The sequence below is a fragment of the Photobacterium angustum genome, assembly GCF_003026365.1.
In the GTDB taxonomy this organism is placed as follows: domain Bacteria; phylum Pseudomonadota; class Gammaproteobacteria; order Enterobacterales; family Vibrionaceae; genus Photobacterium; species Photobacterium angustum.
Genome location: NZ_PYOM01000007.1, coordinates 102,451 through 122,407 on the forward strand (window position 1 = coordinate 102,451; position 19,957 = coordinate 122,407).

The 19,957-nt window shown below is 37.6% G+C and carries 20 protein-coding genes; 11 read left to right on the forward strand and 9 right to left on the reverse strand.

The features are described 5' to 3' along the window. The first annotated feature begins 48 nt into the window (after window positions 1-48). A complete protein-coding gene (locus tag CTN01_RS08940) occupies window positions 49-1,683 on the forward strand; it encodes an insecticidal delta-endotoxin Cry8Ea1 family protein (RefSeq protein ID WP_244156044.1) in 1,635 nt (544 codons plus the stop codon). Window positions 1,684-1,863: 180 nt separating this feature from the next. Here the strand turns inward: CTN01_RS08940 and CTN01_RS22765 are convergent, their stop codons facing one another. Both CTN01_RS22765 and CTN01_RS08945 read right to left on the reverse strand, forming a co-directional pair. After that, complete coding sequence (locus CTN01_RS22765; RefSeq protein ID WP_005366214.1) at window positions 1,864-2,022, reverse strand: hypothetical protein; 159 nt, start codon at window positions 2,020-2,022, stop codon at window positions 1,864-1,866. A 332-nt stretch (window positions 2,023-2,354) separates the two neighbouring features. Continuing rightward, window positions 2,355-2,744, reverse strand: a complete 390-nt coding sequence (locus tag CTN01_RS08945; protein WP_045149074.1) for an MAPEG family protein — start codon at window positions 2,742-2,744, stop codon at window positions 2,355-2,357. Between the two features lie 238 nt (window positions 2,745-2,982). Between CTN01_RS08945 and msrA the strand changes: the two genes are divergently transcribed. The 5 genes from msrA to CTN01_RS23280 all read left to right on the forward strand — a co-directional run bounded on the left by msrA (window position 2,983) and on the right by CTN01_RS23280 (window position 6,069). Then, window positions 2,983-3,480 carry a peptide-methionine (S)-S-oxide reductase MsrA gene (gene msrA / locus CTN01_RS08950; protein ID WP_045149072.1) on the forward strand — a complete coding sequence of 166 codons (498 nt, stop codon included), beginning with the start codon at window positions 2,983-2,985 and terminating at the stop codon, window positions 3,478-3,480. 114 nt (window positions 3,481-3,594) lie between these two features. Further along, window positions 3,595-3,876, forward strand: coding sequence for an HPF/RaiA family ribosome-associated protein (locus CTN01_RS08955; protein ID WP_045149070.1), 282 nt, complete (start codon window positions 3,595-3,597; stop codon window positions 3,874-3,876). A 270-nt stretch (window positions 3,877-4,146) separates the two neighbouring features. Next, window positions 4,147-4,707 (forward strand): hypothetical protein, encoded by a 561-nt coding sequence (locus tag CTN01_RS08960; protein ID WP_244156043.1) that lies wholly within the window; start codon window positions 4,147-4,149, stop codon window positions 4,705-4,707. Between the two features lie 122 nt (window positions 4,708-4,829). Then, window positions 4,830-5,570: an AAA family ATPase gene (locus tag CTN01_RS08965; protein WP_045130582.1), complete on the forward strand. Its 741-nt coding sequence runs from the start codon at window positions 4,830-4,832 to the stop codon at window positions 5,568-5,570. A 190-nt stretch (window positions 5,571-5,760) separates the two neighbouring features. Then, window positions 5,761-6,069, forward strand: a complete 309-nt coding sequence (locus tag CTN01_RS23280; protein WP_487246536.1) for a YbbD-related protein — start codon at window positions 5,761-5,763, stop codon at window positions 6,067-6,069. Between the two features lie 76 nt (window positions 6,070-6,145). Here the strand turns inward: CTN01_RS23280 and CTN01_RS08975 are convergent, their stop codons facing one another. Beyond that, entirely contained in the window at window positions 6,146-7,015 is an 870-nt protein-coding gene (locus CTN01_RS08975; protein ID WP_045128693.1) for a LysR family transcriptional regulator, read from the reverse strand. Window positions 7,016-7,119: 104 nt separating this feature from the next. Between CTN01_RS08975 and CTN01_RS08980 the strand changes: the two genes are divergently transcribed. From CTN01_RS08980 to CTN01_RS09000, 5 genes are all read left to right on the forward strand, one after another. After that, window positions 7,120-8,022 carry an SDR family oxidoreductase gene (locus CTN01_RS08980; protein ID WP_052666642.1) on the forward strand — a complete coding sequence of 301 codons (903 nt, stop codon included), beginning with the start codon at window positions 7,120-7,122 and terminating at the stop codon, window positions 8,020-8,022. 233 nt (window positions 8,023-8,255) lie between these two features. After that, window positions 8,256-8,762: a hypothetical protein gene (locus tag CTN01_RS08985; protein ID WP_045083300.1), complete on the forward strand. Its 507-nt coding sequence runs from the start codon at window positions 8,256-8,258 to the stop codon at window positions 8,760-8,762. Window positions 8,763-9,092: 330 nt separating this feature from the next. Further along, entirely contained in the window at window positions 9,093-12,110 is a 3,018-nt protein-coding gene (locus tag CTN01_RS08990; RefSeq protein WP_045149066.1) for a flavocytochrome c, read from the forward strand. Between the two features lie 57 nt (window positions 12,111-12,167). Further along, entirely contained in the window at window positions 12,168-13,115 is a 948-nt protein-coding gene (locus CTN01_RS08995; protein WP_045132263.1) for an FAD:protein FMN transferase, read from the forward strand. 218 nt (window positions 13,116-13,333) lie between these two features. Then, window positions 13,334-14,380 carry an oxidoreductase gene (locus CTN01_RS09000; protein ID WP_045149065.1) on the forward strand — a complete coding sequence of 349 codons (1,047 nt, stop codon included), beginning with the start codon at window positions 13,334-13,336 and terminating at the stop codon, window positions 14,378-14,380. 102 nt (window positions 14,381-14,482) lie between these two features. Here CTN01_RS09000 and CTN01_RS09005 read toward each other — a convergent pair whose 3' ends face one another. From CTN01_RS09005 to CTN01_RS09025, 6 genes are all read right to left on the reverse strand, one after another. Next, the gene (locus CTN01_RS09005; RefSeq protein WP_052666632.1) at window positions 14,483-15,208 is read right to left on the reverse strand and encodes a hypothetical protein; all 726 of its coding nucleotides are present in this window, start codon (window positions 15,206-15,208) and stop codon (window positions 14,483-14,485) included. Window positions 15,209-15,844: 636 nt separating this feature from the next. After that, window positions 15,845-16,918 (reverse strand): acyltransferase family protein, encoded by a 1,074-nt coding sequence (locus tag CTN01_RS09010; protein WP_045149064.1) that lies wholly within the window; start codon window positions 16,916-16,918, stop codon window positions 15,845-15,847. Window positions 16,919-17,392: 474 nt separating this feature from the next. Further along, window positions 17,393-17,638, reverse strand: coding sequence for a GNAT family N-acetyltransferase (locus CTN01_RS23245; protein WP_425258864.1), 246 nt, complete (start codon window positions 17,636-17,638; stop codon window positions 17,393-17,395). 47 nt (window positions 17,639-17,685) lie between these two features. Further along, on the reverse strand, window positions 17,686-17,898 hold the full coding sequence (locus CTN01_RS23250; RefSeq protein ID WP_425258862.1) for a GNAT family N-acetyltransferase: 213 nt from the start codon (window positions 17,896-17,898) through the stop codon (window positions 17,686-17,688). Between the two features lie 2 nt (window positions 17,899-17,900). Then, a complete protein-coding gene (locus CTN01_RS09020) occupies window positions 17,901-19,073 on the reverse strand; it encodes a MerR family transcriptional regulator (RefSeq protein WP_045149062.1) in 1,173 nt (390 codons plus the stop codon). A 124-nt stretch (window positions 19,074-19,197) separates the two neighbouring features. Then, window positions 19,198-19,851, reverse strand: coding sequence for a YoaK family protein (locus tag CTN01_RS09025; RefSeq protein ID WP_045149060.1), 654 nt, complete (start codon window positions 19,849-19,851; stop codon window positions 19,198-19,200). Window positions 19,852-19,957 lie beyond the last annotated feature (106 nt).

Sequence of the window (19,957 nt, forward strand, 5' to 3'; positions counted from 1 at the left end):
GTTAGCCACAGAGTTATCAGGCATAGTATTTATTATTAAGATGTATTTATGAATGATAGAAGATTAGCGTTAAAAAAATTATCAGCATTAGTTGCGATGTCTCTGTTATCAGGCAATAGCATTGCTCGTAGTTTAGGCGGCAATAACGAGTTAAGTAGTGATAAAGGTTACACTATTAACTATCCCGACTTTTCAGGTTCAGATGTGATTGAAATCTTCAAAAATTCACTGGGCTTTGCTTTGAATTTTATTCCTGAAGTTGGCGGTGTTGTGTCATTTCTCGTGCGTTTATTGTGGCCGTCACCGAAACAAGATGTTTGGGGGCAAATAAAAGACAAAGTAGAAGAATTAATTGATGAAAAATTAGACGAAGAGGTTTTTTCAAGATTAAGTACTGTTGTAGCAGGTATGAATCTTTCTCTAAAAAATTATTTAAAATTTGTCAAAGGCGCTTCTCATAAGGAGATAGTGTCTATTATTATTGCGATAAATGATGACTTCATAAGAGAGGGCCCTGAGTTTCAACAAAAAGGCTATGAATATGTTTTGTTTCCATTATATGGTGTTTTCGCTTCGTTACATATGACTTTTTTAAGGGATGTTTTACTGCATCACAAAGACATTTTATCTCAAAATACGTATGACTTTTTAAAATCAGAAATGAAAGATTATAAAAAACAATATTCTGATTACTTTAAACTGATGGTTAAAAACCAAAGAGATAAATTGGAAAAAAACAGTCCTCCTGTAGGGCAACATCGTACTGATACTTACAATTATTTTTTTGCGTCCAACGCCATCGCTGTAAAATATTGTGATGACTTTATAGAAATGTTTAGGCAAATGGATGTTGATCTAAATCCAGCTCCATTTAAATTGGATTCAACTAAATTTCCTGATATTTACTCTCCAGCATACGGCACTGCGGATGATTGGGATCAAGAGTGTAATGAGGCTAGCAATGGTGGAAGTGGGGTGATAGGAGGAGTATATAGAGAGCCAACGCTATCTTTCACTTCACTGTATCTTGATTACTTCGATGGACGCCCAGTAAACTTAGATGTTTATTATCCTGATGGTAAGGGACCTATTAATAATGATGGTCATAGAGTAAATAAAACAGATATTATTGCTTATCCAGCATCAGGGGTTGAAACAAAAAATGTCACGATAGACAGTATTGAAGGTGAAAAATTTCCAATATCCTATGCAATAATAAAGTCTCAGAGTCTACCGTCACATTTAACGCTGTATGATATTAATGATAAAGCTTATGAGTTATGGGATAGTTATGAGGCTCAATTCCAACATGAACATAAAGTCGCATTTTCTCCTCGTCGACTTTCTACGATGACAGCTTGGACTCATAGTGCCTATTTTCGTCAGGCTATAGGTTGTTTGATTTTGGGCTTTACTTGGATACCACCTAAAAATAAGAATGAAGAGTTCCTCCAGCAACATTACATATCATCCATTGAAGAGCCAGATCTTGACGTGTTAAGTGAAATTCATCAATTAGATGCTTACTCGTGTATAACATCTGAACATGAGGCTGCTCGTGATGAGTTTTGGGCTTATGCAACAGATGATGATAGAGGTGATGGGCGCGGTGGTTCTGTTGATGCGTTGCCGCTAGTTGGGCTTGCAGGAGCGGCGCTTTTAAAAGAAACGCTAAAGAAATAAGGTAGTGTTTTAATTATGTTTTGGAGTGGCTTCTCCACTAAATGATTATTCAAAAGGTATTGTATTTGGAGAGTCATATTAATGACTCTCTAGATATTACAATGAAAAGAATACAAATACTGCTATCTATAAATGTATAAAGTAAAAAGGAACCTGGCAGTATTTACGCTGTAAGATCCTCTAATCTTGCGTCTTAATTTGTTGTTCTTGTTTTTCTTTATTCTTCAGTTTTCTGTCTTGGTCGAAGTGCCACTTGATCGCAAAATATCCAGCAACCATTAACGCAATAACTTTAATCGCCATAGCGACATAAGGGAAAAAGTCTGTCCAGTGATTCATCGTAAATCTCCATTCCAACCGATATCAGATCAATAACAAAGAATGTGTTATCAATGAAATTCAATAAAATCTGCCATCGTTAAATTAATATCAAAAAATCGCATGCAAAATATCAAAATATGCCCAATTACACATAGGATATAGCGCACAGATATAAAAATGGATTGTATTTAATTGAAATAAAAAGCCCCTCTAGTCACATATTTGGAATGAGGGGCAATGGATATGATGAACCTAGACACTTGCATATAAATTTATAGTTAGGCTAATTCTTTTTATCAAGTGTATTTATCAAGTCGCACCTTAAATATACTTTTATGTCTTAATCTTGATTAACTCGAAATGCACTGTCCCATAATGATAAATGAGCAGCCGATTGCTATCGTCCAAGCGATGGAACGCAAAACACTGAGATTTATTAGATACAGTATGTGGTAAACAACTCTAAAGCCAATATGGAAAAGTGCCAATAACTGAATTTTTTCATTTGTGGTGCCTGTTGCGATAGCTAACACAATTGCCATGGAAAAAATAATAAGTGATTCAAAGGCATTTTGATGTGCAGCTAATGCTCGCGCACCGAAGCCATGCAATTTTGCTTGTTGGTTTCGGGGATGGTTATTATCGTAGCCTCCAGCTTTATGCATTGCGATGGCTAGAGGTATTTTGGCTATGTAAGGAAGTAATGCTGCGGCAATTAAACTATAAATTAAAATATCCAATGAATCGTCCCTGTCTTTATCAACTAGCTATTTTATATTAATAAGTATACTTGTTCTTTACCGTGATCATCAGGCAATTAGGTGTATGAAGGCAGAATCTATTGCTAAATTAAAACTTTTTTTGAGGACGTTGAAATAAGTGTTTAGCTGTTTTTCAATCACAAATACTGTTCATCCCTGACGATTTATTGATAGGGTATATATTAAATTGGGATTTAAGAAAGCGAAGGAGTTAACGATGGCACAACAAAAAGCGATACTTGCTGGCGGCTGTTTCTGGGGGATGCAAGATCTTATTCGTCGTCAAACAGGGGTGATCACAACCCGCGTTGGCTATACGGGCGGTGATGTGGCAAATGCAACTTATCCCAATCATGGTACTCATGCTGAAGCGATTGAAATAACTTTTGACGATGACCAAACCAGTTTTGAAAATATTTTGGCGTATTTCTTTCAAATTCACGATCCAACAACAACCAATCGCCAAGGTAATGATATCGGTACTTCTTATCGCTCTGCGATTTTCTATACTTCAGAGGCGCAAAAAAACACTGCCCAAAATTTGATTAAGCGTATCAATGCTTCTGGAATTTGGCCGGGAACGGTAGTAACAGAAGTCGTGCCAGCGAGTGATTTTTGGCAAGCAGAGCCAGAACACCAAGATTATTTACTTCACCGACCTAATGGCTATACCTGTCATTTTCCGCGTCCTGATTGGGTATTACCTGAAGAATAAATGTGAAGCTAAGTGATTTTTTGAGTATTAATATTACTTTTTTAGAATGAGACTTTTTTTATTTTTAGGCTTACATTCAGTGCCAGATATTTAAGAGAATTACTGAGGTGTATCATGAGCTTAAAAATCAAATGTGAACATATGGAACTAACTGATTCAATCAAAGCAGTAGTATCTGACTATATTGAAAAGATGATGATTATCGACCTTGAATTTAAACATCTTCATGTTGATATCATCAAAGAAGATACAGGCTATGCTGTTGATTTAAATATGGATACGGAAGTATTTCATAAAGTTAGTGCTAAAGCGCATAATGTAAATTTAGAAGAATGTATTAAAGAAGCATTTTTCCATTTTGAAAAAGTGGTTGAGAAGAAAGCAGCGCATCAATAATTTCATGCGATTGCATTTCTTGTCATCAAAATTAAAGGCTCGTAATGAGCCTTTTTTCTTGTCTGCGTATTACGGCTATTACTCTTAAATGAATGCAATATCCAACCACATAATGATGAATTTAATTCTATGTTCATCGTTAAAGCCCTTATACTGACTTGATAGCAAAGATTAAAATCATCTATCGCGTTAAATATTCAGCTTCAAGTCATTGTTTAGCGACTAAGATAAGATTGTTTTCTCTTTAGTAACGTATATTTTGGGAGTTATATGATGAAATCACTATTATTAGTCACGCTATCTATTCTTGCTTTTCAAGCACATGCACAAGATAGGTATGTGTGTAAAAGTGATCATTCTGAGCGTGTAATCGAAGTTGTTTATGCTAATCCAAATAGCAAAGTACCGTGTGAAGTTCGCTACACTAAGCCGGAAGGCACTGCTGTATTGTGGGATGCGAAACATGAGGTAGGTTACTGTGAAGCGAAAGCAAAAGCCTTTGCTGAAAAATTAACAAGCTTAGGCATGTCATGCTCTGGCGTCGATGTAGCAGCAAGCACTCCTGTTGCTACAGAACAGCCTACAGAAACCCAACAAGATGCCGTGACTCCTCTAGCTGCGCCTTTAGTTGATACTCCAACGGCTTCAACACCAGAATCTACTAATACTACGCCAGTTGTAGAATCACAAACGCATTCTGATTCACCAACCGCAACACAAATTCAGCAAGATGCAGCAGCACCTTTGGTTGATACTCCAACCTCTTCAACACCAGCATCTGCAACAGAAGCATCTGCAACAGAAGCAGCAACGCCATCTCAAGCGGAATAGTTCTGTTATTAATGGTTGATTTAAATTGAGTGGGTACTAACTTTCTCGCTCATTTTATTTCAATGCGATAACGGATAGTTTTGTTAAACTATTTCAGAAATAAGTAACACTGTTTGAGATTTATGAACTTTGAAGAAAAACCCTACCTACGAGAAATCGCATTAAAGCGCGAAAAAATTGATAATTACGATCAATTTCCGTTTTGTATTCCAGCCATCAAAGAGTTAGATGTTATTGAGTTTCACCCTGATGTTACTTTTTTTGTCGGTGAAAATGGTTCAGGAAAATCCACGTTAATTGAAGCGATTGCAGTCGCTATGGGGCTTAATGCTGAAGGGGGGAACAAGAATACCGGTTTTGCTACCGAGCAAACGCATTCTGAGCTAGATCGCTACATTAAAACCGTAAAAAGTTTTAAATGTCCTAAAGATTACTATTTTTTAAGGGCTGAGAGTTTTTATAATGTCGCCACTTATTTAGATCAGCTTATGCCGCCACCGCTGCAAGGTTATGGTGGGCAGTCACTACACCATCAATCACATGGTGAATCCTTTATGGCGACGATCTCTAATAAGTTACGCGGTAATGGTTTATACATTATGGATGAGCCTGAAGCTGCACTTTCACCGGCTAGGCAAATGGCTGCGCTTTCAGAAATTCATCGCTTAGTTGAAGCGGGTTCGCAATTTGTTATTGCTACTCACTCGCCAATTTTATTGGCGTACCCAAGAGCTAAAATCTATCAGTTCAGTGATAGTGGCATTGATGAAACAGCTTATGAGGATACCGAGCATTATGAGATCACTCGAAATTTCCTTAATCGCCATAAGCAGATGATGAAAATCTTAATGGAAGAAGAGTAATTGAGTTTAATATTACTTGATGAGTCGCTTAAGTTTACCTATTCAGATTTGTAATAAAGTCATAATTAGTATATTTATTAATAACATAAGTGTATTGATATATCGTTGTTATTAGGAAGATAATGAGAAAAATATTGAAAGTGATTTTATCGATTGTTGTTACAACGGCGTTATTGCTTTCGATATTGATATTAATTTTTTAAATAGTGTCTCTTCTGTTGTTAGTGAACATTATTTAACATATAACAGTGCCAAGGAAGATAATTTCTTCGAAAGAGGCTGGCTTCCTGATATCTTACCTGAATCTACATTAATGATTATAGTAAACAATGACGTAAGTTCGAATACGTCACATGGTGTTTTTTATATAAATAACAAAGACATGAATGAGTTTATCGATAAACTGCAAATAACAGAGGATAAAAACAAGTATAAATATATCAGTGTTTGGTATTTCAATATTAATGACAACGGAAAGGTAATATATTCATTGAATTAAATAGCTGACATATACCTTGTTATTATCTAACGAGTAAGGCCAGCTTTATACATTCTACGTTATTTAAACTTGCATATTATTCAAGTTTACTTTGAATAAAGTTAATAAAACAGCGAGTCTTGGCGGGTAGTAACCGTGTTTCTGTTATGGCATAAATCGGCACTGGGGAACTTTGCCAGTCGGGTAATATACGTTGTAATGTTCCTTGCGCTAACTCATCAGTGATCATTTCTTGTGGAAGTAATCCCAATCCCATATTGAGCACTATTAATTGCTTGATCATGCCAATACTATTTACAAACAGCTTACTGTTTACCTTAATATCTGCCGATTTATCTTTGCTATGTAATGCCCAATTGGCCGACTTTACGATACTAAAACACTGATGTTGGGTAAGCTCGTCTGGCGATTGTGGTTCGCCATATTGTGCCAAATAAGCGGGTGAACCATAAACATAGTGATGGAAGTTAGCGAGTTTACGAGCAATTAAGCTTGAGCTTTCACTTTCACCTGCTCTAATTGCTACATCGAAATATTCCGATGTCATATCCACACGCCGTGATGATAAATCAAATTCTAATTCAATTTCTGGGTACTGTTTTGAAAATTCGGGCAGTAATGGCGCGATGAAGTGGGTTGCAAAATCAATAGGGGCCGACACACGAACCGTACCACTAGGATTCTCTGCTATATCACTCAATTGTTGATGGGCAAGTTTGGCTTCTTCAACAATACGGCGGCAACGCTCGTAATACAGCTGACCTGCTTCTGTGAGTTCAATTTTTCGTGTTGTACGGTGGAGCAAACGCAGCCCAATGGCTTTTTCTAATGCACTGATACGTCTTGAAAGGGTGGAATTAGGCACTCCAGTAATCTCTGCGGCTTGGCGAAAGCTCATTACGTTGGCGACTTCTACAAATAACGCCATATCATCAAGTGATTTCATTATTATCCCATTTTTGAACTAATCATTTCCATTTTATCGTATTTAATCCAAATATAGAATTATATAACATGGCTTCAACGTCAGAGATTAACGAGAAAATGATTATGCAAACTCAAAAGAAGAAAGTACTTGTTGTTGGTGCCACAGGTTTCCTAGGTCGTAAAATTTTACGTAGTTTAATGCAGCATTCAAACGTCGATATTAAAGCGATGTCACGCCGTGGTGCACCAAAAGGTGAATTTTCAGAGCTAGAGTGGGTACAGGCTGACATGATGGATCCTGCTTCTTTAGATGCTGCATTACAAGGTGTGGATGTTGTGATTAGCTCTGCTAACGGTTATATGAAAGAGAGCCTTGATGCCGATTTCCAAGGCAATAAAAATCTCGCAGAAGCAGCAGCACGAGCTAACATTGAACGCTTTGTTTTCTTGAGTATTGTTAATAGCGATGAAGCGCAGAGTGTGCCACATTTTCATGCTAAAAAAGTTGCAGAAGATGTGATTAAACAAGTCGGTATTCCTTATGTATTTGTGCGTGCACCAGCGTTTTTAGATCAAACGTCTGATTACATTGCGGATGGCTTTAAAGCTGGACGTTTTTACGCAATTGGCGATACAACGACTAAGTGGTCGTACATTTTGACTGATGATTTAGCTGATTATCTTGCTAAAGCTGCCGCATTTGAAGGCGATGAAATCAACAATAAGTCGATTGATGTAGGTTGGAGTGATGGTGCTAAAAGCCAAGCGGAATTGGTGCAATTAATTAGTGAAGTGACAGGTAAGAAGTTATCAACATGGACTGTGCCATGGTTTGTTTTCGAATTACTTGTTCGCCCAATCAAACTATTTAGTGAGCTTGGCTATGACATGCTTGAAATGTTCCTGTTCTTCAAAAAAGGGCGTTTTGTTGCTGACATTAGCGATCAAGAACGTTTCTTTGGCCCTGCGCCATTAGCAAAAGATGTGATAACTCGTTGGGCAAAAAATAATAAGTTTATTGATTAATATACAATGTTTTTAATAGAAGCTGACTTAATGTCAGCTTTTTTATTTCAACTCCATTTAAGGTAAGCATAAACCTCGCCAATAACATAATTCATTTTTGGTAAATGAAGTTTTGATAAATATTACTCGTCCTTGTTTGAAAATATATTTATCGGAGTAGCATAAATGACAAGGTAAAAGATAAAAGATAAAAGATAATAATTATTTGAAAGGTGCGTATTATGAAAACTTCAATAATTAAAAGAATAAATTTTGAAATTATTCCTGCTCAAATTTTCCTTTTTGCATTTTGGCTTAAAAATGGGTTTATTGATAAAGTTTTTGGTGTTGCATTAGGTGCATTATACCCGAATAACGCAGCGTATAGAGGTGACTCATGGGTTGGGTGGGAATCTTATATTACAGGTAATTGGAATAAGTCAGAGGTTGCACATACTTTATTTTCACCTGTATATAACTATCTATTTCCTGTCATTATTATATTACAGTGTTTACCAGCTATTTTGATGATAGTTGCTTTTCTAAAAGGTGAGTTTTTAACTGGCGTAAATATGGTATTCACTAAACGTGCTGCTATTGCCTCTTTATTTGTCACTAGTGTATTGCTATTTAGTCAAACTATCTCTGGTGCACCTGATGGTCAGTATCTATGGCAACTTTTAGGATTGGGTATGATAGTGATGATGTATATTCACTATCAAGCAACGAAAAATAATCAATTAATTAACCTTCCTCATTAATTATGCAGTTCCTATTTATTATAAAAGCCAGCTTCATGTGTGAGTTGGCTTTTTCATAACCTTTAATATTTAAAGGGGTTTAGAAACCTTTTGTGTTAATTGCTTTAATAAAATTGTTAATAATTGGTTTATTTGTTTAAATATTAATGGGTTTATGTGCCTTGTGCATAGATTTGATGCGGATGTATCATTTTACTACAAATTTCCACTGTAGTAATTTTATTCAGTGTTAGTTAATTGCCTTAGTTCTTATTTTAAAAGCTACTTAAATTTAGCTACTTATTTAGTGATTTTTAATATAAGTATTAATTATTATTGGAATATGAATCAGTGAATAAATTAACAGATGAAATTCAATTAGGCTTATCACAAGCCAAATTCAAAAACCGCATTGTTATGGCACCGATGACCATTCAATCTGCATTTTTTGATGGTGGTGTTACACAAGAAATGATCGACTATTATGCTGCTCGCTCTGGCGATGCTGGCGCAGTCATTGTTGAAAGTGCATTCGTTGAAAATTACGGCAGAGCATTTCCCGGTGCATTAGGTATTAATACCGACAGTAAGATTGCTGGGCTTAAGAAGTTAGCATCGGCAATTAAAGAGAAAGGCTCAAAGGCTATTCTACAAATCTACCATGCTGGCCGTATGGCAAATGGCGAATACAATGGTGGTCATCAACCTATTTCAGCGAGCCCTGTCGCTGCGCTTCGTAATAATGCAGAAACACCACTTGAAATGACGAAAGAGCAGATTGGCTTCATGATTGAAGCTTTTGCTAATGCTGTTCATCGTGCAATTGTTGCGGGCTTTGATGGTGTTGAGATCCATGGCGCTAATACATACATCCTTCAACAGTTTTTCTCTCCGCACTCAAACCGTCGAAATGATAAGTGGGGCGGTGATATTGAAAAACGTACGACATTCCCTCTTGCTGTTTTAAATGAAGCGAAAAGAGTTGTCGCAGATCACCAACGCGATGATTTCATTATTGGTTACCGTTTCTCTCCTGAAGAAATTGAAGAGCCTGGTATTCGTTTCGAAGATACCATGTACTTGCTTGATAAGTTGGCTGCGAGTGGTCTTGATTATTTCCACTTTTCGATGGGTAACTATACTCGAAATTCGATTGTAAACCCTGAAGATAAAGAACTACTTATTCGTAAATACCATGCGCTTAAATCTGACAATGTTGCCAAAATCCCTGTAATAGGTGTTGGTGGTATCGCTCAGCGTTCAGATGCTGATCAAGCCTTAGCGCAAGGCTACGACATGGTGAGTGTGGGTAAAGGTTTCCTTGTTGAGCCTACATGGGCGACTAAAGCGATCAATGGTGAAGAATGTGCCGAGTTCGCTGATATTGAGCAACAACATCAACTGAAGATCCCAACACCACTTTGGGAAATCATGGATTACATGATTGTTGATAGTAAAGCTGAGGCATTAAAGCACCAGCGTATTAAAGAATTACAAAACGTTGAGATCACCTTTGAGCCTGGTGAGTACACCGCTTATGGCTACGGTCATAATGGCAAATTACCTGTAACGGTGACGTTCTCTGAAGATAAGATCCTCGATATTATCGTTGATTCATCAAAAGAGTCAGACGGTATTGCTAACCCTGCGTTTGAACGTATTCCACAACAGATTATGGAAGGTCAAACGCTAAATATTGATGTGATTTCTGGAGCGACAGTAAGTAGCCAAGCGGTTATTGACGGTGTATCTGATGCTGTTGATTTAGCGGGTGGTAACTCTGAAGCGCTTCGTTGTAAAGCACGTGAAGCGGTTGAATGGTCTACGGAAGTTATCGAAAAAGCGGTCGATGTTGTTGTTGTCGGTGGTGGTGGTGCAGGTTTAAGTGCAGCGCTTACTGCTTTAGATAATGGCAAGTCTGTTATTTTGCTAGAAAAATTCCCTGCTGTTGGTGGTAACACTGTACGTACAGGCGGTTGGGTGAATGCAGCAGAGCCTAAGTGGGTAAAAGATTTCCCTGCGATTGCTGGTGAAGTAGATTACCTTAAAGCGATTGCCGATACTCCTGAGTCAGACATTGCAGAGGAATATCTTGCAGATTTCCGCACGCTGAAGGATCAACTAGCTAACTATTTCCTTGATACTGAAAGTGGCAAAAATTACCTGTTTGATTCCGTTGAACTGCACCTAATTCAGACATACCTAGGTGGTAAACGTACCAACCTTGATGGAGAACCAATTCACGGTCAATACGATTTAGTACAGACGTTAACAAGTCGTGCAATGGAATCGATTGATTGGTTAACTGAAAAAGGTATCGACTTTAACCGTGGCATGGTGGATATCGCTGTTGGTGCGCTATGGCGTCGAGCGCACAAACCTAATCGTCCTAAAGGTGTTGAGTTTGTCGAAAAACTGCAAAAGCAAGTCATTGCCCAAGGTGGTCATATCATTACGGATGCGCGAGCTGAAGAATTGATTGTTGATGACGGAAAAGTGGTTGGTATTAAAGCAACGCATTCAGACGGTACAATATATGTGCTAACCACTAATTGTGGTGTTGTGCTGGCGTCTGGTGGTTTTGGTGCTAACACCAAAATGCTGCAAAAATACAACAACTACTGGAACGAGATTGCCGACGATATTAAAACGACCAACTCACCTGCGCTTATTGGTGATGGTATTGAAATCGGTGAAAAAGTCGGTGCTGATTTAGTGGGCATGGAATATGTTCAGTTAATGCCGATTGGTGATCCTAAATCTGGTGCGTTATTAACGGGTCTTATTGTTCCACCTGAAAACTTTGTCTTTGTTAATAATCAAGGCAAGCGTTTTGTCGATGAATGTGAAAGTCGTGACGTGCTTTCTCGCTCATTCTTCGACAATGGTGGTGTGGTTTACATGATTGCTGATGAAGCTATCCGTAAAACGGCAGCTAACACCACAGATGAAACCATTGAGCGTGAGATCGAAGAAGGTATTATTATTAAAGCGGATTCAATTGAAGAATTAGCGCAAAAAATTAATGTACCGACTGAAGCGTTAACAGAAACGATTAGCCGTTATAACAGCTACGTTGATGAAGGGCGTGATCCTGAATTCCACAAAGGTGCACTTGGGTTAAAAGTGGAAAAAGCACCTTTCTATGCAACGCCACGTAAGCCATCGGTTCACCATACGATGGGTGGCTTGAAGATCAATACTCAAGCGTGTGTATTGGATAAAACGGGGACACCAATCTCTGGACTATATGCAGCCGGTGAGGTGACAGGTGGTATTCATGCTGGTAACCGTTTAGGTGGTAATGCGTTGATTGATATCTTCACTTATGGACGCATAGCGGGTGATAGCGTATCTAACCGCGTTTAATGAGATAAAAGGGAAGCCATGTGCTTCCCTTTTTACTATTTAACGAGAGCAGACTTAATGGCAAGTTATAAAACGCGTTTTCCTATGATGGGAACCTTTATTGATCTTGTAGTTCATCATGAACGTGGTGAAGCCTTGATCAAAGAATGTTATCTGCAACTTCAAGAATTTACTCAACGTTTTACGGTTAATCAGGCGCAATCTGAACTTATGCGCGTCAATAACTACGCAGGTATTCGACCTGTCCGTGTAAAGCCAGATCTTTATGCGCTGATTAAGAAGTCAAAAGCGATCAGTGTCGATCCTCAAAATCCGTTTAATGTGGCGATTGGGCCACTAGTTAAAACATGGCATATCGGTTTTAAAGATGCCAAGTTACCCACCGATGCGGAGCTTGCGGAAAAATTACAGCTTGTCGATCCGTCAAATATTATCCTAGATGATGACTATCAGTCGGTATACCTTTCTCAAAAGGGTATGCAGATAGATTTAGGTGCTATCGCCAAGGGATATTTTGCTGATCGGATCAAAGATTTTCTTACGGCTAACGGGGTCGAGCATGGCTTTATTAACCTTGGTGGTAATGTACTGACTATTGGTTACTCGCCTGAGAGTGCTTCACAAACATGGAATGTCGGTATTCAAAACCCGCTGGCAGCTTCGCGTGGCGATATCTGTAGAGTTGTGCCTTTAAGAGGTTATTCTATGGTAACGTCTGGGATTAATGAACGTTATTTTGAATACAATGGGCAGCGATACCATCATCTTCTTGATGGAAAAACGGGTAAGCCTATCTCAACCAATATCGCGAGTGTGACGATTATTTCAAAGCTCTCTGTTGATGGTGAAATATGGAGCACTGCTGGCTTTTTATCATCCATTGATGATGCGCTTGCTTATCTTAATCGTCAGGCAGGGATTGAGGCGGTATTGATCTCAAATCAAGGTGACGTTTTTGTCACTCATGGCCTAACTGATAACGGTACAGTTATTCAGATGCGCTAAATAGCAATATTTGACTGGTAAAGAGAAATACAGCTCTATGTTTTCCTGTTTTTACCACTTAAAACAACAAAAAATGTGTAAGTTGCATTTCCTACATTGCTCCATGATGATAAGTTTCTCACACAGATAGATGACTGGCTGGTATTTGAGTTTGTCAGTGTTTGTACAAATAAAACGATATTATTCAATTGCCAATTATTCGGTATGGAGAAATGAACATGGCGTGCTCAGCGATCAAAACAGCGGTTATTGGTTATGGCTTTTCTGCTCAAACCTTTCATATTCCATTTATTACAAGCCTAAAAGAGTTTGAGCTAACGGCGATAAGCACAAGTAAGCGAAAACAACTTCAAGAAGATTGGCCATTAATTCAACATTTTGATAGTGCAGAAGCGCTGATAACTTCTTCCGATGCTGAATTAGTGATTATTACCGCGCCAAATGATGTCCATTTTCAGTTAGCTAAAGCAGCCTTAGAGAATGGGAAACATGTCATTATTGAAAAGCCATTTGTCACCAAGGTTGAAGATGGGGAAGTGCTTATCGCATTAGCAAAAGAAAAGGGGCTAATGCTGAGTATTTACCACAATCGACGTTGGGATGGTGATTTTCTTACCGTAAAAAAAATGATCGATGAAAAACGTTTTGGAGAGTTAAAACATTTTGAATCTCACTTCGATCGCTTTCGTCCAGTAGTTCGTGAACGTTGGAAAGAGCAAGCCGCAGATGGTGGCGGCATATTGTTTGATTTAGGCTCACATCTGCTGGATCAATCAATCACCTTGTTTGGATTACCAGATGCGATCACTGCCGATTGTAGAGTCACGCGAAAAGGCTCTAATAATGTTGATTACTTCCACTTACTTTTACATTACTCAAGTCACCTTGTTGTACTTCATGGCGACATGATAAGTGCTGGCGAAAATAAGCGTTTTACCATTAAAGGAACAGGTGGCTGTTATGAAAAACTGGGTATTGATCCGCAAGAGCAATACTTAGTTTCTGGTATTAAGCCTGTAAATGAAGATTGGTCGGCAGAATTACCCTCTCAGTATGGTCACTTTTATGATGAAAAAAACTGTTCGCCTGTACCAACAGTGAAAGGATGTTATCAGGAATATTATCACCAAGTGGCTAAAGCCATTCGCCAAGGTGCGACATGTCCTGTTAAAGCAGAAGACGCATTGTTAAACATTAAATTAATAGAGTTGGCGTTGGAAAGCAGCCGTTTAGGTAAGAAAATTCAACTTAGAGATGCAGTCTAAATACCGCTTCAATAGGCTTTAGATATTTAAAAACGCTAACCAGTTTTCAATAAAAGCCAAACTTAACTTTTTAAGTTTGGCTTAATTTTTGAGTTAATGAAATTAGATTGGTCTTATTGCACCGTTTTCATCTGTACTCCAGTCGACCATAGCATTATTTTTACCCACTAATCGACTTATGCTACTGACAAAATGACTTTCATCTGTGTTGGTATTATGACTATAAATTAAACCATAGAATTCATGAGCAAAAGCGTCAACGGTTTTGATACCATTATCATTTGAGAAGGTAAAGGTACCACCTAAATACACTTGGTCGGATTCGACTTCTTGAATATTGGCTTCTTGATCTGTTGCCTCTGGTATTTTAATAAAATTTGTTTCTTTTTGTGTGTTAGCAATATTATTTTGATTGAGCTTAAAAGTATTTGTGTTTTGATTAATTAAAGGTGCATGAAATTGTATGTCTTTAACAGTGCTTATCTGAATCTTATCAGCTTGCTTTTGAACAGATAAAGTCCCTGATATCTCTTCAATACTCAACCCTTCATTATGATTGCCACTATCGATAACTGCACAAGTATTATCGGTTTCGCCAATGTTAAGATCTTTTGCACAGTTTATGGCGCTTTCAGTAATAACTAAAAAAGTATCATAGTTAACTTGTGCGTATTGCTTTTTAACATCAGATGTTAAATTACCAAGATCAAGTGGAGTAGCTTTGTCTGTACCACCGCCACCACCGCTATTATTATCGTCATTACCGCCGCCACCGCCACAACCCACTAATATTGTTGAAATGAGCACGAATAGGCATAACTTTTTCATATAAAAACCTTTTTAAAATTGTGGGAAACTGTCATGTAAATAGATATAGTTGATGACTTCAGAAGATTATCAATAAATATTAATCGTCTGCTTATAATTGATTGATTTAATTATCGTTGTTTTTGGTTGGATGTATTTTATTGTTATCTATTGTCATGATATATAAACAAGCATTTATATAACCCATAACGAAATATTATGTTTTATATTTCTAATTATTCTTGATAAGAAAATTAATAAGTGTTTTTTTAAATGAGGTCTTGAATAAACTTAAAAAAACAAAGGTTATTGGTGATGTTTTTTACCAAGTATATTTTTACAGAAATATTAAATAATAAAGACTTTTTCTTTTGGTGGAGAGTATATACATAATTTAGCCGGTATTACGCCGGCTTTTAGATACATTTTTCTCTTGTTCTCATATCTGGAGAGTTTGATTACTAGAAATATGCAACCTCTATTCGCTGGAGATTCTATCGAGTCTACCAGAATGAATTATGTATACAGTAAACTACACATCGAGGCTGGAAGCGATAAGTGGAACGTAGCTATAAAAAGTAATCGAAATGCTATATCCAATAAGCTCGGCTAGTTGTGACTACGTCACCGAGATGAAGAGTCACATGTTTAGCTAGATCAGAAAATACGTTTTAGGACGGGAGTCTTGCAGATAAGATAGCCAATTGCAAAGGAGCCGATCACTGAGGGGATCGCAATGACTACAAAGTTTATTAAGGGTATTTGGGTCATAAAAGACTGATAAAAGTCTGCGGTTAACTTCATTGGGATATTCTGCACCACATAGGCAGCAAAAGCGACACGGGCCAAGATAGAACTCCATTTTCCCTTACTATTGAATAGCATTTTGAAGTTATAGAGTAGAAACATCGACATCCCTATCACAGTGAATCCACGCATTACCATCTCACTATTCAGACCATAGCCAGAAGCTATCGGTCCAATGAATGCTTTAGCTACAATCCACATCAGGATCCCAGAAAAGGCGTGTTTAAGTTCTAATTTATCGAGCCACTGATACCTATAAGCTAAGATACCAAAGTAAAACATGCTGATATACATCGGGAAATATTTAAGAAGGTGAAAGCCTAAGAAATTGCTACCTAGTGTTTCCATAAGATATAGGCCAACGAAATTGACCGGAATTATCATAATGGCAAACAGCAAGATCTTCCAAAGCGTCGGAAAAGGTTTATCAGCGTCAACCTTTTGATTCCCAGTACTGACAACTTGGAACAATGCAAATACCGCGCTAAATACAATCAAGGTCCAACAGAACCACGTTACGCCTAAGTTAATATTTCCGGTAAGGAAAAAGCCTTTAACATTTGATATAGCATACTCAATTGATCCACTTGGCAAGATCAAAAATAAGGTCATTAGCGTTGGGATCCCTAGCCGTTTGAGCTTATCCAACATAAACGTCCTAGTTCCTTTACGCCCAAAAGAAGGGATCACGAAGTAGGCTGATATAAAGAAAAACAGTGACATAAAAAATGACTGGTTGATGCCCTGGAATGTGTCTAAAATCTCATATTGATATTGCATTGATTCTTTGACATGAGGCAAATTGTAACCAATAGGATCCAGACCTGCTGTGGATGCACAATGGTGCAAAATCACTAATATCGTCAAAACCCACTTGATATTATCCAGATAGTCGTAGCGTTTTATTAGTGTTGAATTATTCATTGAGTATCCTGTTTTTATACGTTTTTCTTATACAGATATAAAAAGAGTGAGCCACATAAATTAATGATAGAAAAATTTGATAATCTAAAATTATTATCAGTAATTAAATATAAAATTTGTTAAGTAATTTATTAATTTAAAAAGTATCTTGCTTTAGATTGTGCGTACATTATTGAACTTTATTGTAATGATATATAAATACAACTTTAGGTAATCCATAACCAAAAATTATACTTTATATTTTTATCTTTTTTATTAATAAGAAACGCATTTTCTGATATTTAATTTCTTAAATGATCGATTTTATAGCATAATATTCGTAATTGGATGATAAGGTGGATTGCTAAAAAGTAGAAATTCGTTTTAAGGTGAGGTTGCTAAGGTTTTTTAATAAACTTTAAAAAACAAGGTTATTAGTAATGATATTTTTCAACCATATATAATTAGCCGACACTACGCCGGCTTTTAAATGCATTATTCAAAAAACGCTGGGTGATAGCTTACTTCACCTGTCGGAATTGAACCTTTAACAGGCAGGACTAAGAAGTATTCAGCTGGCACACCTGTAAGGGTTAACTCTGGTTGGGCTTTAAAGCCAAATCGGCCATAATATTCAGGCTCACCTAATAGTACGAATCCCTCTGTACCATGTTCTTTTAACTGGGCTAATCCTTCTCTAATTAACGCTTTGCCAATCCCTTTTCCTTGTTGTTCTGGCAATACTGATACAGGTGCTAAACCGTACCAGTTTGTAGCTTCACCATTGATCAGTACTGGGTAAAAGCGATATGACCAATAACTTGATTGTTTACTTCTGCGACTAACGACAGTGTTAAGGCGTTAGCATCTCGTAGGCGGTTAACGATTAAGTGCTCGGTTGGTTCTGAGCCCGGTTCATGATGAGGATGATCTTTAAATGCACTGTAAGTTAGCGTTTCAATCACAGTAATGTCTGAATCTTTTTCTACTCGAATGATCATGTTTAACCTTTTTTCTTTAATACAAATAATTGATAGCTGTATTGATCTAAATAGTGCTCATGAATATGGATTTCGTTCTTAATATCTTTAATGGCATTGGACGTGAAATGTTGATTATCCAATTGAGCGATCTTGTTTTGTAATGGTGCTAGGTAGTTTGTCCATGACTGATCACTTTGGGTAAAGTGTTTAATCACTTCAAAACCTGCTTGCTGCATTTGTTTGACTCGTTGTTTGCTGGTGGTCATATCTGGATAGTTTTGCTGCCAGAAATCGACTACTTCTTGGCTTGGATTATCGGCTAACCAAACCAAGTCACTGATAACCAAATAGCCATGAGCCTTAATAAATGGTTTCCATTGTTTAAGTGCTTGCTCAACCCCCATGATGTAAGCACTGCCTTCAGCCCACAGCACATCAAAACGTTGTTCTTCAAAAGGCATTGTGGTCATACTGGCGCAAACAGAAGTGATGCGATGTTTAAGCCCGTTTTCAATAGCTGCTTCGTTTAAACAACTTAAGTTATATTCATCGTTATCTAACGCAGTGATATGAAAATCGCCATGTTTAGCTAATAAGGTAGTAACAACACCTTTACCACAGCCGATATCTAATACTTCACCAGATTTAATGGGTAATATTTCGAGTGCTTTTAGTGAGTCATCATCACAACTAGGGCTAAGTCGTTCTAAATCATCAAAGATCGCTTCAAAGTCTGCCATGTATTGCTCATGTTCGTTCATATCTTTCGACAGCCATTTTAATCGTAAGGCTTGTTTTTCACTGAAACCTTGCTTCATTAGCCATTCTAAGTGAGCCGAGGGTGCTGCTGATTCCATTGATTGATGCCATTCTTTCATCGAATTCATACCCAGCATGGCAGAAAGCAAATCACGGGCTTTCTGCTTTTGGATGATTTCTTCATCAAGAATATTTAGCCGTTGCAGTAGCAGATCTCGATCGATTTTGGCCTCTAAACAGGCTTGGCATTCTTTTAATGAAAGCCCGCCTGCTTGCAGCTGCTGTAACAGTTTTACCCGTTGTACATCGTTGTCGGTATAGCCACGATAACCGTTGCTTAAGCGTGTGCCAGTGATCAGTTTAAGTTTTTCGTAATAGAGTAATGTGGAACGACTTAATCCCACTTTTTGCGCTAATTCTGAAATAAGGTACATGGCAGCTTTCCCCTTTATTGATAGGCGAACTATAAACTATGAAGCTTTAGACAGGTCAAGGGTTTTGAGATACAAAAAAGCCGACATCACGTCGGCTTTTTCGTTTTATTGGTTACTGTAACTATTAATCATCTGCAATTTCATGGGTCCAGAACAAAATTACTGTCGCAATTAAGCTTAAGGTTATTGGGACAAGTAACGCATACCTAAAGGAGTAATCCATCACTTGTGTTCCTGCAATGGCGCCAACAAAAATAGATAACCATAAGCAGAAGTGGTGAAAAAATGTACTGCGATCGCCTTCACCCATAAGTAGCATGGCAATAGAACGCCCAGTATTAACTAAAAAACCCGTTACGTAGGTTAGCGCGGTTGATTTTTCAATGGTTAACCGCAGTGCGATATTTTGAATACCCATAGCAAAGCTTAAGAAGAAATTTGTCACAATCGGCTTAGCAATAGGCTCAACAAACAATGTTGCTGATAGCACTAATGTGACTAGCGCCATGATCATACTGCGATAAAAAGGTTTATTAGCAATCGCGATAGCTTCACCGACGGCAGCACCTAAAACAAATAATACAATAACCCCAATGTAGTGCCACGCTTGTGGTGTATTGCCTGATGTTAACAATATTCCCACATGGGTTGTGTTACCACTCATAAAAGAGATAAATAGGCCATTTTTTAGATGGATAAAGCCAATGGCATCAACAATACCTGCAATAAAAAGGAGATAGAAAGGCATAGTTGAGTGAAGGTGTTTTTTCTTAATCATTTGTCATATTCATAAAGTAGGGTGGTCAATATCCATCTCGTGAAACTCAATTATAAAACAGTTCCTTCTTGTTCGTCGTTTTGTGTCGACACTACTGTCGAAATAA

Bases quoted from the DNA above. Each gene is read 5' to 3' on its own strand.
- CTN01_RS09005 (WP_052666632.1), bottom strand. From the start codon at position 15,208: ATGAAAAAGTTATGCCTATTCGTGCTCATTTCAACAATATTAGTGGGT.
- CTN01_RS22765 (WP_005366214.1), bottom strand. From the start codon at position 2,022: ATGAATCACTGGACAGACTTTTTCCCTTATGTCGCTATGGCGATTAAA.
- CTN01_RS09000 (WP_045149065.1), top strand. From the start codon at position 13,334: ATGGCGTGCTCAGCGATCAAAACAGCGGTTATTGGTTATGGCTTTTCT.
- CTN01_RS08980 (WP_052666642.1), top strand. From the start codon at position 7,120: ATGCAAACTCAAAAGAAGAAAGTACTTGTTGTTGGTGCCACAGGTTTC.
- CTN01_RS08975 (WP_045128693.1), bottom strand. From the start codon at position 7,015: ATGAAATCACTTGATGATATGGCGTTATTTGTAGAAGTCGCCAACGTA.
- CTN01_RS23250 (WP_425258862.1), bottom strand. From the start codon at position 17,898: ATGATCATTCGAGTAGAAAAAGATTCAGACATTACTGTGATTGAAACG.
- CTN01_RS08955 (WP_045149070.1), top strand. From the start codon at position 3,595: ATGAGCTTAAAAATCAAATGTGAACATATGGAACTAACTGATTCAATC.
- CTN01_RS08995 (WP_045132263.1), top strand. From the start codon at position 12,168: ATGGCAAGTTATAAAACGCGTTTTCCTATGATGGGAACCTTTATTGAT.
- CTN01_RS09020 (WP_045149062.1), bottom strand. From the start codon at position 19,073: ATGTACCTTATTTCAGAATTAGCGCAAAAAGTGGGATTAAGTCGTTCC.
- msrA (WP_045149072.1), top strand. From the start codon at position 2,983: ATGGCACAACAAAAAGCGATACTTGCTGGCGGCTGTTTCTGGGGGATG.
- CTN01_RS08940 (WP_244156044.1), top strand. From the start codon at position 49: ATGAATGATAGAAGATTAGCGTTAAAAAAATTATCAGCATTAGTTGCG.
- CTN01_RS08965 (WP_045130582.1), top strand. From the start codon at position 4,830: ATGAACTTTGAAGAAAAACCCTACCTACGAGAAATCGCATTAAAGCGC.
- CTN01_RS09025 (WP_045149060.1), bottom strand. From the start codon at position 19,851: ATGATTAAGAAAAAACACCTTCACTCAACTATGCCTTTCTATCTCCTT.
- CTN01_RS09010 (WP_045149064.1), bottom strand. From the start codon at position 16,918: ATGAATAATTCAACACTAATAAAACGCTACGACTATCTGGATAATATC.
- CTN01_RS08960 (WP_244156043.1), top strand. From the start codon at position 4,147: ATGATGAAATCACTATTATTAGTCACGCTATCTATTCTTGCTTTTCAA.